Source organism: Roseovarius sp. TE539 (assembly GCF_003298505.1).
Classification (GTDB): domain Bacteria; phylum Pseudomonadota; class Alphaproteobacteria; order Rhodobacterales; family Rhodobacteraceae; genus Roseovarius.
This window is the reverse complement of sequence record NZ_QNGB01000002.1, coordinates 1-15,749: the sequence shown is the minus strand read 5'-3', so window position 1 is coordinate 15,749 and position 15,749 is coordinate 1. Positions and strand designations below refer to the sequence as shown.

Sequence of the window (15,749 nt, the reverse complement as noted above, 5' to 3'; positions counted from 1 at the left end):
TTGCGGGTAGGAAATGTCGCGAAAGGGTGAAAGAAGTCGCGGTGGCATTGCGCAAGCCCTTCACAAATCCTACAAGTTCGCCGCAACCGGCGCTGCGCTGCGGCAACCGTCGCAGTGGCCGCGCGCATGGAAAGGCATTCAATCACTCAGTCGGGGGATGCGGCAGTGACAGAGTTCGGAAAAATCCTCATCGCCAACCGTGGCGAGATCGCAATCCGGATCATGCGGGCGGCCAACGAGATGGGCAAGCGCACGGTCGCCGTCTTCGCCGAGGAGGACAAGCTTGGCCTGCATCGCTTCAAGGCCGACGAAGCCTACCGCATCGGCGAGGGGCTGGGCCCGGTCCAGGCATACCTGTCGATCGACGAGATCATCCGCGTGGCCCGCGAATGCGGCGCGGACGCGATCCATCCCGGTTATGGGCTTCTGTCGGAAAACCCCGATTTCGTGGACGCTTGCGCGGCCAACGGCATCACATTCATCGGGCCGCGTGCCGAAACCATGCGCGCCCTCGGCGACAAGGCCAGTGCCCGGCGCGTGGCCATCGAGGCGGGCGTGCCCGTCATCCCGGCCACCGAGGTTCTGGGCGAAGACATGGCCGCGATCCGCGCCGAGGCGGACGAGATCGGCTACCCGCTGATGCTCAAGGCATCCTGGGGCGGCGGCGGGCGCGGCATGCGCCCGATAAACGGCGCCGACGAGCTTGAGGAAAAAGTCCTCGAAGGCCGCCGCGAAGCCGAGGCCGCCTTTGGCAATGGCGAGGGCTACCTTGAAAAGATGATCACCCGCGCCCGGCATGTCGAGGTGCAGATCCTCGGTGACAAGCACGGGGAGATGTATCATCTCTATGAACGTGACTGCTCGGTGCAGCGGCGCAACCAGAAAGTGGTGGAGCGTGCGCCCGCCCCCTACCTCACCGAAGCGCAGCGCGCCGAGATCTGCGAGCTGGGGTACCGCATCTGCAAGCACGTGAATTACGAATGCGCCGGCACGGTCGAATTCCTGATGGACATGGAAACCGACCGCTTCTACTTCATCGAAGTGAATCCGCGGGTACAGGTGGAACACACCGTGACCGAGGAAGTGACGGGCATCGACATCGTGCAGGCCCAGATCAGGATTGCCGAGGGCAAGACACTGGCCGAAGCGACCCGCAAGACCTGCCAGGACGAAATCACCCTGAACGGTCATGCACTGCAGACCCGGATCACCACCGAAGACCCGCAGAACAATTTCATCCCCGATTACGGCCGCATCACCGCCTTCCGCGAGGCGACGGGCATGGGCATCCGCCTTGATGGCGGCACTGCCTATTCCGGGGGCGTGATCACCCGCTACTACGATTCGCTCCTGGTCAAGATCACCGCCCATGCCCAGACCCCCGAGGCGGCGATCGCCCGGATGGACCGTGCCCTGCGGGAATTCCGCATCAGGGGTGTGTCAACCAATATCGCCTTCGTCGAGAATCTTCTCAAGCACCCGACATTCCTGTCCAACGACTATACGACGAAATTCATCGACACGACGCCCGAGCTCTTCAAGTTCTCAAGGCGGCGCGACCGCGGGACAAAGGTGCTGACCTATATCGCCGACATCACGGTGAACGGGCATCCCGAAACACAGGGCCGCGCCAAGCCGGCCGAAGCGCGCCCTCCCCGCCCGCCGAAACCGCGCGCCGAGACCCCGCCCCGCGGCACCAGGACACTGCTGGAGGACGGCGGCGCCAAGGCGGTGGCAGACTGGATGCTGAATCAGGACAGGCTGCTGCTCACCGACACCACGATGCGCGACGGCCACCAGAGCCTGCTGGCCACGCGCATGCGCTCGATCGACATGATCCGGGTGGCCCCGGCCTATGCCGCCAACCTGCCACAGCTCTTCAGCGTCGAATGCTGGGGCGGCGCAACGTTCGACGTTGCCTACCGGTTCCTGCAGGAATGCCCCTGGCAGCGCCTGCGCGACCTGCGCGCGGCGATGCCCAACCTCTTGACGCAGATGCTCCTGCGCGCCTCGAACGGGGTCGGCTATACCAACTACCCCGACAATGTGGTGCAGGAGTTCGTACGGCAGGCGGCCGAAACCGGTGTTGACGTGTTCCGCGTCTTCGACAGCCTCAACTGGGTGGAGAACATGCGCGTCGCCATGGACGCGGTGATCGACACCGGGCGCATCTGCGAGGGCACGATCTGCTATACCGGCGACATCCTCGATCCCGACCGGGCGAAATACGATCTGAAATACTACGTGGGCATGGCCCGCGAGCTTCAGGCGGCGGGCGCGCACGTGCTGGGCCTCAAGGACATGGCGGGCCTTCTGAAACCGGCTGCCGCCACCTTGCTGGTGCGTGCGCTCAAGGATGAGCTTGATATCCCCGTCCATTTCCATACCCACGACACGTCCGGGATCGCGGGGGCCACGATCCTGGCCGCTGCCGAAGCCGGGGTCGACGCCGCGGATGCCGCGATGGACGCCTTCTCGGGCGGCACCAGCCAGGCTTGCCTGGGATCGATCGTCGAGGCGCTGCGGGGCGGACCAAGGGAAACCGGGCTGGACATATCACAGGTGCGCGCGATCAGCGACTACTGGGAACAGGTCCGCGCGCAATACGGCGCCTTCGAGAGCGGCCTGCAGGCCCCGGCGTCTGAGGTCTACCTTCACGAAATGCCCGGCGGGCAGTTCACGAACCTGAAAGCCCAGGCGCGATCCCTCGGGCTCGAGGACCGCTGGCACGAGGTTGCCCACACTTACGCGGAGGTGAACCGCATGTTCGGCGACATCGTGAAGGTCACGCCGTCTTCCAAGGTGGTCGGCGACATGGCGCTCATGATGGTGAGCCAGGGCCTCAGCCGCGAGGAGGTCGAGGACCCGGAGGTCGATGTTTCATTCCCGGACTCGGTGGTCGACATGATGCGGGGCAATCTGGGCCAGCCACCGGGCGGTTTTCCCGATGCCATCGTCAAGAAGGTGCTCAAGGACGAGGCGCCGAACCCCGAACGCCCCGGCAAGCACCTGGAGCCGGTGGACCTTGAAGCCACCCGCCGCAAGGTCATCCAAGAGCTGGACGGCAAGGATGTGGACGACGAGGATCTGAACGGCTACCTGATGTACCCGAAGGTTTTCCTGGACTACATGGGCCGGCACCGGCAATACGGGCCGGTGCGCAGCCTGCCCACCCGGACCTTTTTCTACGGCATGGAGCCCGGCGAGGAGATCACCGCCGAGATCGACCCCGGCAAGACCCTTGAAATCCTGCTTCAGGCCGTCGGGGAAACCGGAGAGGACGGCGACGTGAAAGTGTTCTTCGAACTCAACGGTCAGCCGCGCGTGATCCGCGTTCCCAACCGCCTGGTCAAGAGCCAGGCCGCGGCGCGCCCAAAGGCGGAAGCCGGCAATCCCGATCACGTCGCGGCCCCGATGCCCGGCGTGGTGGCCAGCGTCTCGGCACAGGCCGGCAAACCGGTCAAGGAAGGCGACCTGCTGCTCACCATCGAGGCGATGAAGATGGAAACCGGCATCCATGCCGAGCGCGACGCGACCGTGACGGCGGTGCATGTCCAGCCGGGAGGCCAGATCGACGCCAAGGATCTGCTTGTCGAACTGGAATAGCCGGGGGCGCTCGTCCGCCCTTGCGGTCGGCCTCGCAAGGTGCCGGCGCCGGCACCCGGGCCAGCCTTCCTGCCATACCGGACCCTGGTGGCCATGTGGCGCGCCGGGGCCCCAAAACCGGGAGATTTTCGATGCTTGAACTGCTGAACGATCCCGCCGTCTGGGCCTCCTTCGTGACATTGACAATCCTGGAAATCGTTCTGGGAGTGGACAATGTCATCTTCATTTCCATCGCCGCCTCGCGTCTTCCCGAACACCATCGCGCACGGGCGCGCATGATAGGCTTGTCCGGGGCGCTTGTGCTGAGGATCGTATTGCTCTTCTCGATCGCCTGGATCATCACCCTGTCCGAACCGTTCACCGAGATCATGGGCCAAGGCGTGTCCTGGCGCGATGTCATTCTGTTCCTTGGCGGGCTGTTCCTGATCTACAAGGCCGCGACGGAGATTTTCGAGGAGGTCGAGGGACAGCAAGCCGAAAGGGCCGGCCGCAAGGCGGCCGAGGCCGCCTTTGCCGCGGTGATCGTCCAGATCATGCTTCTGGACATGATCTTTTCGATCGACAGCGTGATCACCGCCGTGGGCATTGCCGATCATGTCGAGGTGATGATCGCCGCGGTCAGCGTGGCGATCGTCGTGATGATGATCTTCGCCAATCCGATCGCGGCGTTCATCGAGGCGCACCCCTCCACCAAGATGCTGGCGCTGGCGTTCCTCGTGATGGTGGGCATGGCTCTCGTGGCGGACGGCTTTCACTTCCATGTGGAGCGCAGTTTCATCTATGCCGCGATGATATTTGGCGGCGCGGTCGAGGGGCTCAACCTGCTGCGCCAGAAGCGACGCCGCGCCGGGGCATGACCCCCGGCCGGGACGATCCCGGAGCGGGCCGGTGCACAGGGCTCAAAAAATCCCGCCGACGATGCGATTTTCGCTTGCAGGCCGGGGCCAGAGTTTATATCTCACGCCTCACCCAAGGATGCGGGTGTAGCTCAGGGGTAGAGCGCAACCTTGCCAAGGTTGATGTCGTGAGTTCGAATCTCATCACCCGCTCCAACAAATCCTTTCCCGACGACGCAGTGCCGCGATATCCGGATCGCCTGTCACCCTTCGGCATGGCTCAGTATGGGTAGATCCATGGCACGCGACCGCGCCTCGCCCCGCCGTCACATGCCGGGGTCGTGCCGGCGACGTACGGTTGCCGGCCGGTGCGGGATTGACAGACGGGAATCGCCTCGTGGCGCCTCGGAAACAATCCTGCCATTGGAAATCACGCAAAGCCGGGCGGGGCGGAGCCGCAGCGCCTCCACCGGATCGCCGGCATCCAGAACCACGAGAGAGCCGCGCGCCCCCACATGCAGCCCGTAGTCGGGGAGGTTCAGGATGCGTGCGTTTTCCGTCGTCACCATGTCGAAGCACCGGCGCATCTCGTCGGGATGCGTCATCTGCGCGACATGCAGGCCCATGAAGGCCACGTCCAGCATGTCGGCCGTGCCCAGCGGATACCATGGATCGAGCACGCAATCCTGCCCCCAGCCCACGGTGATGCCATGCGCCTGCATTTCCTTCACGCGGGTCAGCCCGCGGCGTTTGGGAAAGGTGTCGTGCCGCCCCTGGATGGTGATGTTGATGAGCGGGTTGGGAATGGCGGACAGCCCGGCCTCGGCCATCAGCGGCAGCAGCTTGGAGACATAATAGTTGTCCATCGAATGCATCGAGGTCAGGTGGCTGCCCGCAGCCCGGCCCTGCAAGCCAAGCCGCGTGACCTCGTATGCCAGGGTTTCGACATGGCGGGACGCGGGATCGTCGGTTTCGTCGCAATGCAGGTCGATCATCAGCCCGCGCTCGGCGGCTGTTTCGCAAAGATCACGGACCGAGGCCGCACCATCCGTCATCGTGCGTTCGAAATGCGGGATGCCACCGACAACCTCGACCCCCATGTCCAGCGCGCGCAGGGTGTTGGCGCGCGCCGTGGGATCGCGATAGAGACCGTCCTGCGGAAACGCCACCAGTTGCAGGTCGATGTAATCCTTCACCTGTTCGCGAAGCTCCAGCATCGCCTGCACACCGAGGAGCCGGTCATCGCAGGTATCGACATGGCTGCGGATGGCCAGCAGGCCCGTCGACGCGGCCCAGTCGCAGTATCGCAGGCCCCTTGCGACCATCTCCTCGATCGTCACGATCTCCTTGAGTTCCCCCCAGAGGGCGATGCCCTCCAGCAGGGTACCCGAGGCGTTCACCCTCGGCTTGCCGTAGCTCAACGTCGCATCCATGTGGAAATGCGGATCGACGAAGGGCGGCGATACCAGATCGCCGCTCGCGTCGAACACGCGCCCCGCCCCGGCACCGGCCAGATCTCCGATCGCCGCGATCAGGCCGTCCCGAAGACCGATATCGGCCACGGTTCCGTCGGGGAGCGTCCCGCCCTTGACAATGATATCGAACATCAGCGTTCTCCGCGGTTGAAGGCCACCATGAGCGCCGCGGGCACCTCGGCCCGGCGCGACATTGCGATGAGCGCAAGGATCGACAGGATGAACGGCATCATCAGGAAGAACTGATAGGGCACCACCGCGCCGATCGGCGTTTGCTGAAGGCGGATCTGAAAGGCGTCGAACGCGGCATAGAGAAGCGCGCCGAGCACCGCCTTGCCCGGCTTCCAGGCGCCAAAGACCACCAGCGCGATGCAGATCCAGCCGCGCCCGTTGACCATCTCGAAGAAGAAGGACGAAAAGGCCGACAGCGTGAGGAACGCGCCACCCACGGCCATCAGGCCCGAGCCCACGATCACCGCGCCCATGCGCAGTCCGGTCACCGAAAGACCCTGAGCCGCCGCCGCCGCCGGGTTCTCTCCGACGCTGCGCAGCGCCAGACCAAGCGGTGTGCGGTAAAGCGTGAAGGCCACGAGACCGGCGAGAAGGAACGCCGCGTAGGTCATCGGCGTCTGCGCGAAAAGCGCCGGACCGATCAGCGGAACGTCGGACAGGAGCGGTATCTCGTAGGGTTGGAACGGCGCGATCTTGGGCGGCGACGAAACCTCCGGCAGCATCAGGCGATAGGCGAAATAACTGGTCGAGGTGGCCAGAAGTGTCACGCCCAGCCCGACCACGTGCTGCGACAGGCCGAAAGGCACCGTCAGCGTCGCGTGCAACAAGCCGAAGAGCATGCCAGCACCCATCGCCACGGCCACCCCGAACCAAAGGGGCGCCCCGACATACACGGCCATCCAGCCCGCGAAGGCGCCGATCACCATGATGCCCTCGATCCCGAGGTTCAGCACCCCGGCGCGTTCGCAGATGATCTCTCCCATGGTGGCAAAGATCAGCGGCGAGGCGATGCGCACCGCGGCGGCCCAGAAGCTCGCCGACAGCAGGATATCCAGAACCTCCATCATCCGCGCCGCACCCGGACTCGGGTGAGCAGGATCGCCGGAACCATGAACAGCAACGCGATGGCGGTCAGCATGTCGGCGATGTAGGTGGGCACGTCGGCCGCGCGGCTCATGCTGTCGGCGCCGACGAAGACACCGGCGACAAACACCGCCGAAACCACCACCCCGAGCGGGTGCAGAAGCGCCAGCATTGCCACGATTATGCCGGTATATCCGAAACCGGGGCTCAGATCGAGGCTGAGATGCGCCTTGAGGCCGGCGACCTCGGAAAAGCCCGCCAGCGCCGCCAGCCCGCCGGACAGAAGCGCCGTCTTGACCAGAACGGCATTGACCGGAATGCCCGCGAAACGCGCGGCCCGGATGTTTTGGCCCACGGCCCGGATCTCGTAGCCCAGCGTGGTGCGGGTCTGGATGATCCAGACGGCAAGCGCGGCGATCAGGGCAAGCGCGAACCCCCAGTGCAGCCGCAGGCCCTCGACGATCCGGGGCAGGCGCGCATCACCGGGGAGGCGTTCGGATTTGGGCCAGCCCATGCCCATCGGATCCTTCATCGGCCCCTCCAGAAGGTAGGAGACAAAGAGCAGCATGATGAAATTGAACAGCAGCGTCGTCACCACCTCGTCGACGCCGAAACGTGTCTTGAGGATGACAGGGCCAAGAAGGATCAGAGCCCCGGTCAGCGCCGCCGCCAGCCCCATCAGCAAAAGATGGGGCACCGCCGGCAGTGCCGACAATGCCGAGGTTCCGACAACCACGGTCAGAATGGCACCGCCGTAAAGTTGTGCCTCGGCGCCGATATTCCAAAGCCTGGCGCGGAAGGCCACCGCAACCGCCAGCCCGGTGAAGATCAGCGGCGTGGCCCGGTTGAGCGTTTCCAGCAGCGCGAACTTGCTGCCCGCGGCGCCCTTCAGGATGAGCCCGAGGGTGGCAAGGGGATCGGCCCCCGCGATCAGGGCCAGTGCCGAAGCCACGACGACGGTAAGGCCGAGTGCCAGCGCCGGATACCCCATGCGGCGGGCCAGCGAGGGGTTGGCAACGGGTTCAAGCCGCATCGATCGCCTCCCCGAACCCCTGCCCGGCCATCCAGAGACCCAGTTCCGCAGGTGTCCTGGACCCTCGTGAGAATTCCGGCGAGAGGCGGCCCTCAGATATCACGTGGATCACATCCGAAAGCTGGATGATCTCATCCAGATCCTCCGAGATGAGCAGGATGGCGGCCCCCGCATCACGCGCCGCGAGAAGGCGGTTGTGGACATAGGTGATCGCGCCGATATCCAGCCCCCGCACCGGCTGATTGGCGAGAATGACCTCGGGATCCTGTTCCAGCACCCGACCAAGGATCAGCTTTTGCATGTTGCCGCCCGACAGCAGGCGTATCCGCGCCGAAGGACCGGGGCAGCGAACGTCATAGGCTTCGATGACGTCGCGCGCCCGTTTCTCGGCTGCGCCCCAGTTCATCCATCCCCAGCGGCTTATTGGCGGGTCCATGTAGGTTTCCAGGATCGTGTTCTCTGTCAGGTCGAAATCGGCGATTGTACCGGTGTGATGCCGGTCTTCGGGGATACGGGCGATGCCGGAATGCACCGCGCGGCGGGGCGTCCAGGCCTTCCTTTCTTCACCACCGAGGCACAGCGTGCCCTCTTGCGGCACGATCACCCCGGAAATCAGGTCCGACAGCGCCGCCTGGCCGTTGCCCGAAACGCCGGCAAGCCCGGTGATCTGCCCTGCCCTGAGATCCATCGTGACGGATTTCAGGCCCGGTGCGGCGCCATGATCGGGCGTGGTGACCCCGGACAGCTTCAGGATGGCGAGACCGGGACGGGCGGGGGACACGTCCGGCGGCACTATTTCGGCCCCCACCATCATCGAGGCCAGCGCGTGACGGTCTGTCTGATGGGTGTCCGCCTCCCCCACCAACTTGCCGTGCCGCAAGACCAGACAGCGATCGGAAATCGCCATGACCTCGTGAAGCTTGTGGCTGATGAAAACAATGGAAAGTCCCAGCCCGACAGCCTTTCGCAGCGTCTCGAACAGGGCCTCGGTCTCCTGCGGGGTCAGGACCGCGGTGGGCTCATCGAGGATCAGGATACGCGCATCGCGATAGAGCGCCTTGAGGATCTCGACCCGTTGGCGTTCACCAACCGTCAGCGCGCCGACCTTCGCATCGGCATGCACCGAAAGTCCGAAATCCCGCGAGAGTTGCGCGATACGCGCCTTGGCACGGGTCAGGTCCAGGCGCATCCGCCACAGGGGCACGGTGCCCAGAAGAATGTTTTCTGTCACGGTGAGGTTGTCGGCCAGCGTGAAATGCTGGTGCACCATGCCGATACCCGCTGCCAGCGCGGCACGCGGATGGCCCGGCGGCAGCGGCTCGCCGAACGCCTCCACTGTGCCCTCGTCGGCCACGTAATGGCCGAAGAGAATATTCATCAGAGTGGTCTTGCCGGCCCCGTTTTCCCCAAGAAGCGCGACAACCTCACCCCGCTGCAACGTCAGGCTTACCGCGTCGTTGGCGACAAGCTTTCCGAAGCGTTTGGTGATCCGGTCGAGGCGCAGGACGACGTCCCGCGCCCCGTCTTGCGCGGCGTTCACGAGGATTTCGGCTCTTCGTCGTTGATTTCGACGGTGTATTCACCCGCCTTGATCGCCTTGCGGCGCTGCTCCACCAGATCCAGGGCGTCCTGCGGCACTTTCCCTTCGAAGGTGCCAAGCGGCGCCAGGGAACAGCCGCCATGTTTCATGAACGAATAGATGCCGTAATTGTCGGCCTTGAATTCGCCTGCCTGCACCTTCTCGATCGCGGCCTGGAGCGTCGGCTCGAAATGCCAGATCGCCGAAGCGACAACGGTGTCCGGATACTCGGACTGCGTGTCGATCACGTTGCCGATGGCGAGGATATCCTTTTCCTGCGCCGCGTCCGAAACGCCGAAGCGTTCGGCGTACAGAAGGTCCGCACCGTTATCAATCATCGCGAAGGCGGTCTCCTTGGCCTTGGGCGGGTCAAACCATGAGCCGATGAAGCTGACCTGGAAAGTGGCATCGGGCGTCATCTCGCGCACGCCCGCCATGAAGGCATGCATCAGACGGTTGACCTCGGGGATCGGGAAACCTCCGACCATGCCGATATTGCCGGTTTCTGTCATCGCGCCGGCGATGATCCCGGACAGGTAACTGGCATCCTGAATATAGTTGTCGAAGACCGCGAGATTGGGCAGCGCCTCGTCATGAAGGAACGACGACCCCATGAGGAAGGCCACGTCGGGGTATTCGGCCGCCACTTCGCGGGCTTCCTGCTCGACCCCGAAGATCTCGCCGATCATGAGCTTGACGCCACTTTCGGCATATTCGCGCATGACACGCGAATAATCGGTGTTGGCGATGTTCTCGGTGAACGTGTAGTCAAGCTGCCCGGCCTTCTGCGCGGCCTCGGCGGCGACGTGGATGCGGCTGACCCATTGCTGTTCCACCGGAACGGTATAAAGCCCGGCAGTCTTGATGGGCTCCATCCCGAAGGACATGCGGGGATTGAGCCCTGCAGTGGCAAGGGCGGCGCCGCCGCCCAGCAGGACCCCGCGGCGCGACGGGCCGGGTGTGATCAGTTTCTTCATGGTTCGCTCCCCAGTTTGGTGGCTGTTTGGTATTTGTTTGACCAAACGGTAAAATATTTTTCGATTCCCGCCAAGCATTATCACGCGGTCCGGTCACGCAGACCGTATCCTGACGGATGACGCGGGAAAAAAGTGCGCTCCGCAGGGCTCGTGCCCACTGAAACGGCACTTCATGCGCCGCCGCACATGAACGCGGCGGCCGGGTCAGGACAAGACGGCGGTCGTCTCGCCTCCGCCAATATCGGACGGTGCGACCGACACGGTCTTTACAATCGCATGCGCCTCCGTGCCCGGCGCCAGCGCCAGCGCCCGTGCCGAGCGCTGCGTGATCCGGGCAAGCAGACGCCCCGCCCCGGTGTCCACGGCCACGATCGCCCCCGGTCCCGCGCCCGATCGTATTTCGCTGACAACACCCGGCAGGATGTTGAGCGCCGAAAGGCCGTCCGGCCGACCCCGCGAGAGGATCACATCATGCGCCGCGATGCGCACCCGCATGGCGGTTCCCGGAGTCTGGGACACACGCGGCACAAACAGGGATATCCCGCCCGCGTCCAGTTCGCTCAGCCCGTCGTCGTGATGTGCCGCGACGGTGGCGGTCAGAATGGCGCCCGCTTCACGCGCACCGGCCGGCAAAACCGCGGGATCGCCCAGAACCTCGGCGGCCGGCCCCTCACGGATCACCCTGCCGGCATCGAGTGCGACAACCGTGGTCGCAAGCCGCGCCACCTCGGTCGCGGAATGGCTGACGTAAAGGATGGGCACGTTGACCTCGTCGCGCAGCCGCTCCAGGAAGGGCAGGATCTCGGCCTTGCGCGCTTCGTCGAGTGCGGCGAGCGGCTCGTCCGCCAGGATGAGGCGCGGTGCGGACAAGAGCGCCCGACCGATGGCGACGCGCTGTTTCTCGCCGCCCGAAAGCGCCCCGGGGCGGCGATCCAGCAGATGACCGATGCCCAGCAGGTCCACGACACGGCCCATATCCTCGCGCGGGGCGCCTTTCGGCGCGAACCACGCGCCGTAGGCCAGGTTCTGCCGGACGGTCAGGTGCGGAAACAGCCGCCCCTCCTGGAAGATATACCCCAGCCGGCGGCGATGTGGCTTGAGGCGGATGCCCCGGCGCGTATCCAGCAGGGTCCAGTCGCCCGAGGCGATGCGCCCCGCATCCGGCATCAGCAGCCCCGCCACGGCGTTGATGATGGTCGTCTTGCCCGACCCCGAGCGCCCGAAAAGCACCGTCACCCCCGGCGGCGCACGGAACGCGACATCCACCGAAAAGCTCCGGAAGACATGACGCACGGAAACCTCCAGCATCACGCGCCCCCGACCCGAGCGGCCACGCGGCGCGAAATCCACTCCGAAAGGGCCAGCGCCGTCGCCGCCAGCAATATGGACAGCCCCGCAAGCCGGGCGGCCCGCGCCTCCCCTCCCGGCGTTTCCAGAAGCAGGTCAATGGCCAGGGGGATCGTCTGGGTCTGGCCGGGAATGTTCGATACGAAGGTGATCGTCGCGCCGAATTCGCCCATGCCCTTCGCGAAGGTCAACACCGTTCCGGCGATCATGCCCGGCAGGATCAGTGGCAGGGTCACCGTCATGAACACCCAGATCCGCGAGGCGCCCAGGGTCGACGCGGCCTGTTCCAGCTTCGGGTCCACGGCCTCGATCGACAGGCGCACCGCGCGCACCATGAAAGGGAAGGCCATCACCCCGGCCGCCAGCGCCGCCCCCGTCCAGCGGAAGGCGAAGGTGAAACCGAGCACGCTGTCCAGAAAGCCGCCCACCGGCCCGCGCGTTCCGAAGGCCAAAAGCAACAGATATCCCGTGACCACGGGCGGCATGATCAGGGGCAGGTGCACAAGCACGTTCAGCGCCTCTCGGCCCGGGAACCGCCAGCGCGCCAGCGCGTAAGCCACCAGGATGCCGACCGGCAGGCTGAACACCGTTGCCCAGAGCGCCACCCGCAGGGACAGGCGCACCGCGTCCCACTCCGCCGGGGAAAGCCAATCCGCCATACCGCGCCTATTCGCCTGCCATGGTGAATCCCTCGGCCTTGAACGCCTCCCGCGCCTCGTGGCCGCGCAGGAAATCGAGGAAGGTCGCGTTCAGCGGATTGTCGCTCGCGGTCAGCGCGGCGGCGGGATAAACGATGGGCGGATGCGTCTCGGCCGGGAAGGTGCCAACGACCGTCACCCGGTCTTCGGCCACCGCATCGGTGGCGTAGACGATTCCATAGGGGGCCTCGCCCATGGCGACGAAGGCCAGCGCGGCGCGCACGTTGTCGGCCTGCGCCACACGGGGCGCAACCTCGTCCCATATCCCCAGGCTTTCCAGCGCCGCCTTGCCATAGATGCCCGCCGGCACGGCGCCGACCAGCGCCATCGCCAGCCGCCCGCCGCCCAAAACGCCCGCCAGATCCATCTCCGGCCCGATCTCGACCGGCTTGGCCTCGGGATCGGCGCCGATCAGAACGATCGCATTGTTCAGAAGGTCGAACCGCGTGCCGTCCTCGACCAGCCCGCCCTCCTCAAGCGTATCCATCCAGCCCGGATTCGCCGAGATGAAGATATCCGCCGGCGCACCCTGCCGGATCTGCCGGGCAAGCGCGGAGGATCCGGCGAGCGAGACGATCACGTCATGCCCGGTGGCGGCCTCGAACCTCGTCTCGACTTCGGTGATCGCGTTGGTCAGGCTGGCGGCGGCAAATACGGTGATCTCGGCGGCGGCAACAGCCTGTGGAAAGATCCCGGCTACACCCGTCGAGAGCGCGGCGGCTCCGACCGCGCGGCGAAGCAAGGCGGGTTTGAACATGATCGCGAGCCCCTGCTTTTTGTATAGTTTCTCAAACATATCGCAAGCGCGCCTCCTGCGATCAAGCGTTATTTCTCCGCCACCCCGTCCCTGAGCAGAGAGCGGAGGACGCCGATGCGTGCAGCGCCCGCCTCGGCCATGATCTCCTCAAGTTTCCTGTACTGCGCGAGCACCACCTCACCTGCTTTTGTAAGGCGGGCGCCGCCGCCCCTCACGCCACCGCGGCTCGACTCCACGAGAGGATCCCGGAATGCCTTGTTCAACTCATCTACAAGCATCCACGCACGCTTGTAGCTCATGGACATGCTTCTGCCCGCTGCCGCGATCGACCCCGTCTCGCGGATAAGTTCGAGGAGATCGGCCTTGCCCGGCCCCAGCATCGCATCCTCCCCGAACACGATCCGGATCCGGAGGCTTGGGGCGTCCTGTCCATCTGTCGCGAAATCATTCATGGATTCAAACATGACAGCAAAGCGCTATTTCCTGCAAGACATATTGCTAGTGCCGAAAATCGAGCGCGCAAACCCCCTCCAAGGCAGGTGTTTCTCCCGGCATTGCCGAATGCCGCAGAAGGCGCCAGAGAACCCGTAGAGGCCACGCACGCCCCGGCGAGACAACGGATTCAAGAAGCGGCGCGGCAAAATGACCCCGCACAAACCGGTCGGACCCGCAATCCAGAAGGTAAAGACAAATGGCGCACCTGAAAGAACTCCACCGAAATGCGCAGAATCAATGGGTTGTGCTGGCATGTTGTCAGAATGTGGTGCTATATGAATCAATGGGTTACGTTGCGTGGTGACAACTCCACAAACGCAAAAAACCCCGGCACCGCAGCGCCGGGGAGTAGAGGGACAGTTACCCTTGGGCAACGAGTGCCGGATAGCGTCCGGCGGCGCAAACCGGCTGGTGCCGGAATGTCGTGATGGCGCATGGCGGGAGATTTTGCTACGATGCCCCGCATGAGCCACATCACCATTTACGAGGCGGCCATCATGGGCCCGTTCTACGCCTTCGTTGTGATGGCGGTGTATTACCCGCTACTTGCTGTTTTGCCGGATGTCGAATGGCGGCACCGGGACAATGCCCTGATGGTGCTGGCAATGATCGTGGCCACCTTCGTTGTCTGGTGGGTGGCGAACGGCTATCGCGGCGACCCGGCCCCGTTCGAGGAAGGGATCGTGACCCAGCCGGGATATGAGTATGAGCCCTAGTCCCGCGCCGAGAATCGCTTGCGCCACTCCGCCTTGAGCCTCTGCTTCTTCCGCTCGACATTCTTCAGGCCCGCCTCGTATGCCTCGCGGTCGATGAGTCCGCGCTGCCGCTGCCGCTTCAGGCTGCTGGCTTGTGCGCCCAACTCGCGGCTGACCTTCTCGAATTGGATCTTCCACCCGGCATATCCAGCCTCGATGTCTTTCGGTTTCAGCTTCACACCAAAGGAACTGGAGATCGCCTCGCCCAAGCTGTAGGGTTCATTACTGTGCCATTGCCGGGCGTCTCCCTCGAAGGCCCGCCATATCTTTTCCTGATACCAGGAGTTCGGCACCCACGGCGCCGACGGCATCCACGACTTGTATAGAAACTCCCCGCGCTTTGTCATGCGCTCCCCGAAAGTGTCGGTCAGCGGGTTCACGATGTCGTCGCCGGTGAATGCCGCCCGGTTCAGATAGACCTCTGCGGCAATGACGGCCGGGCCGCCGATCTGGAGCCATGACGGCACGTCGCCTTGCAGGTCGAACACATCTCCGGCCGGAACCCAGCGTCGGATGTCAAGAAACACCGGATCACCGGAATCAGACAGCCACGGCATCCGAAGCATCCGGTCGGTGTAAACCCACGTCTTGCCGGTTTCGCCCTCGCGGAACGAGTTGCGCTCTTCCTCTTCGTCGTAGTCGCTCGGCGCCACCGAATAGGCCAGCATATTAAGGCCCTGCGAAATAGCTACATACTTAGCGACCTTCCACGGGCGTTCGGCCACCGTCTGCGAGATTTTCGGGATGGCGCGGTAGGTGTAGGCGATGAATGGCAGCGCGGTCGCACGCGCCGCGTTTACCCAAGGCGCGCGGATGTCGTAGTTCAGGAACTGGTCTCGCGCCTCGATCGCAGCATCCTCCACGCTCACGCCCTGCTGGCGGCGGCGGATATAGGTTGCCATGTGAATCGGCATGCAAAAGTGACCCACTTGGGTGGGTATGATCATCTAAAACTGACCCACCTGCATTGTTAACATCCGTGCGCTTTGGCACGGAGGAAGAGCAGGTGTTACTGATGGAAACGTCAATGAAGATCCGAGGCTGGATCTTGGGGGATGGGCGCAGCATCCATTCCGTGGCGCGCGAGACGGGGATT

General features: G+C 64.4%; 13 protein-coding genes and 1 tRNA gene. 4 read left to right on the top strand and 10 right to left on the bottom strand.

Going from position 1 to position 15,749, the window contains the following annotated elements; all coding sequences use genetic code 11:
* The first annotated feature begins 165 nt into the window (after nucleotides 1–165).
* From DQW77_RS01405 to DQW77_RS01395, 3 genes are all read left to right on the top strand, one after another.
* Nucleotides 166–3,606 (top strand): pyruvate carboxylase, encoded by a 3,441-nt coding sequence (locus DQW77_RS01405; RefSeq protein WP_113256400.1) that lies wholly within the window; start codon nucleotides 166–168, stop codon nucleotides 3,604–3,606.
* A gap of 131 nt (nucleotides 3,607–3,737) precedes the next feature.
* Nucleotides 3,738–4,463 (top strand): TerC family protein, encoded by a 726-nt coding sequence (locus tag DQW77_RS01400; RefSeq protein WP_113256399.1) that lies wholly within the window; start codon nucleotides 3,738–3,740, stop codon nucleotides 4,461–4,463.
* 120 nt (nucleotides 4,464–4,583) lie between these two features.
* Nucleotides 4,584–4,658, top strand: a tRNA-Gly gene (locus DQW77_RS01395).
* A gap of 110 nt (nucleotides 4,659–4,768) precedes the next feature.
* Here DQW77_RS01395 and DQW77_RS01390 read toward each other — a convergent pair.
* From DQW77_RS01390 to DQW77_RS01350, 9 genes are all read right to left on the bottom strand, one after another.
* Entirely contained in the window at nucleotides 4,769–6,049 is a 1,281-nt protein-coding gene (locus DQW77_RS01390) for an amidohydrolase family protein (RefSeq protein WP_113256398.1), read from the bottom strand.
* Nucleotides 6,049–6,993 carry an ABC transporter permease gene (locus tag DQW77_RS01385; protein WP_113256397.1) on the bottom strand — a complete coding sequence of 315 codons (945 nt, stop codon included), beginning with the start codon at nucleotides 6,991–6,993 and terminating at the stop codon, nucleotides 6,049–6,051. The genes DQW77_RS01390 and DQW77_RS01385 overlap by 1 nt, the downstream gene beginning before the upstream one ends.
* Nucleotides 6,993–8,045 (bottom strand): ABC transporter permease, encoded by a 1,053-nt coding sequence (locus DQW77_RS01380; protein ID WP_113256396.1) that lies wholly within the window; start codon nucleotides 8,043–8,045, stop codon nucleotides 6,993–6,995. The genes DQW77_RS01385 and DQW77_RS01380 overlap by 1 nt, the downstream gene beginning before the upstream one ends.
* Nucleotides 8,035–9,585, bottom strand: coding sequence for an ABC transporter ATP-binding protein (locus DQW77_RS01375; RefSeq protein WP_113256395.1), 1,551 nt, complete (start codon nucleotides 9,583–9,585; stop codon nucleotides 8,035–8,037). The genes DQW77_RS01380 and DQW77_RS01375 overlap by 11 nt, the downstream gene beginning before the upstream one ends.
* Nucleotides 9,582–10,601 (bottom strand): BMP family protein, encoded by a 1,020-nt coding sequence (locus DQW77_RS01370; RefSeq protein ID WP_113256394.1) that lies wholly within the window; start codon nucleotides 10,599–10,601, stop codon nucleotides 9,582–9,584. Before DQW77_RS01370 ends, DQW77_RS01375 begins: the two co-directional genes overlap by 4 nt.
* A gap of 204 nt (nucleotides 10,602–10,805) precedes the next feature.
* Nucleotides 10,806–11,909, bottom strand: coding sequence for a molybdenum ABC transporter ATP-binding protein (gene modC, locus DQW77_RS01365; protein WP_113256393.1), 1,104 nt, complete (start codon nucleotides 11,907–11,909; stop codon nucleotides 10,806–10,808).
* Complete coding sequence (gene modB / locus DQW77_RS01360; protein WP_113256392.1) at nucleotides 11,909–12,607, bottom strand: molybdate ABC transporter permease subunit; 699 nt, start codon at nucleotides 12,605–12,607, stop codon at nucleotides 11,909–11,911. Before modB ends, modC begins: the two co-directional genes overlap by 1 nt.
* 7 nt (nucleotides 12,608–12,614) lie before the next feature.
* A complete protein-coding gene (gene modA / locus DQW77_RS01355; RefSeq protein WP_113256579.1) occupies nucleotides 12,615–13,403 on the bottom strand; it encodes a molybdate ABC transporter substrate-binding protein in 789 nt (262 codons plus the stop codon).
* A gap of 68 nt (nucleotides 13,404–13,471) precedes the next feature.
* Nucleotides 13,472–13,855 (bottom strand): winged helix-turn-helix domain-containing protein, encoded by a 384-nt coding sequence (locus DQW77_RS01350; RefSeq protein ID WP_113256578.1) that lies wholly within the window; start codon nucleotides 13,853–13,855, stop codon nucleotides 13,472–13,474.
* A 507-nt stretch (nucleotides 13,856–14,362) separates the two neighbouring features.
* Between DQW77_RS01350 and DQW77_RS01345 the strand changes: the two genes are divergently transcribed.
* Complete coding sequence (locus tag DQW77_RS01345; RefSeq protein WP_147094915.1) at nucleotides 14,363–14,614, top strand: hypothetical protein; 252 nt, start codon at nucleotides 14,363–14,365, stop codon at nucleotides 14,612–14,614.
* Here DQW77_RS01345 and DQW77_RS01340 read toward each other — a convergent pair.
* Nucleotides 14,611–15,555, bottom strand: a complete 945-nt coding sequence (locus tag DQW77_RS01340; RefSeq protein WP_147094914.1) for a hypothetical protein — start codon at nucleotides 15,553–15,555, stop codon at nucleotides 14,611–14,613. The two genes, DQW77_RS01345 and DQW77_RS01340, sit on opposite strands and share 4 nt — an antisense overlap.
* Nucleotides 15,556–15,749: the final 194 nt, after the last annotated feature.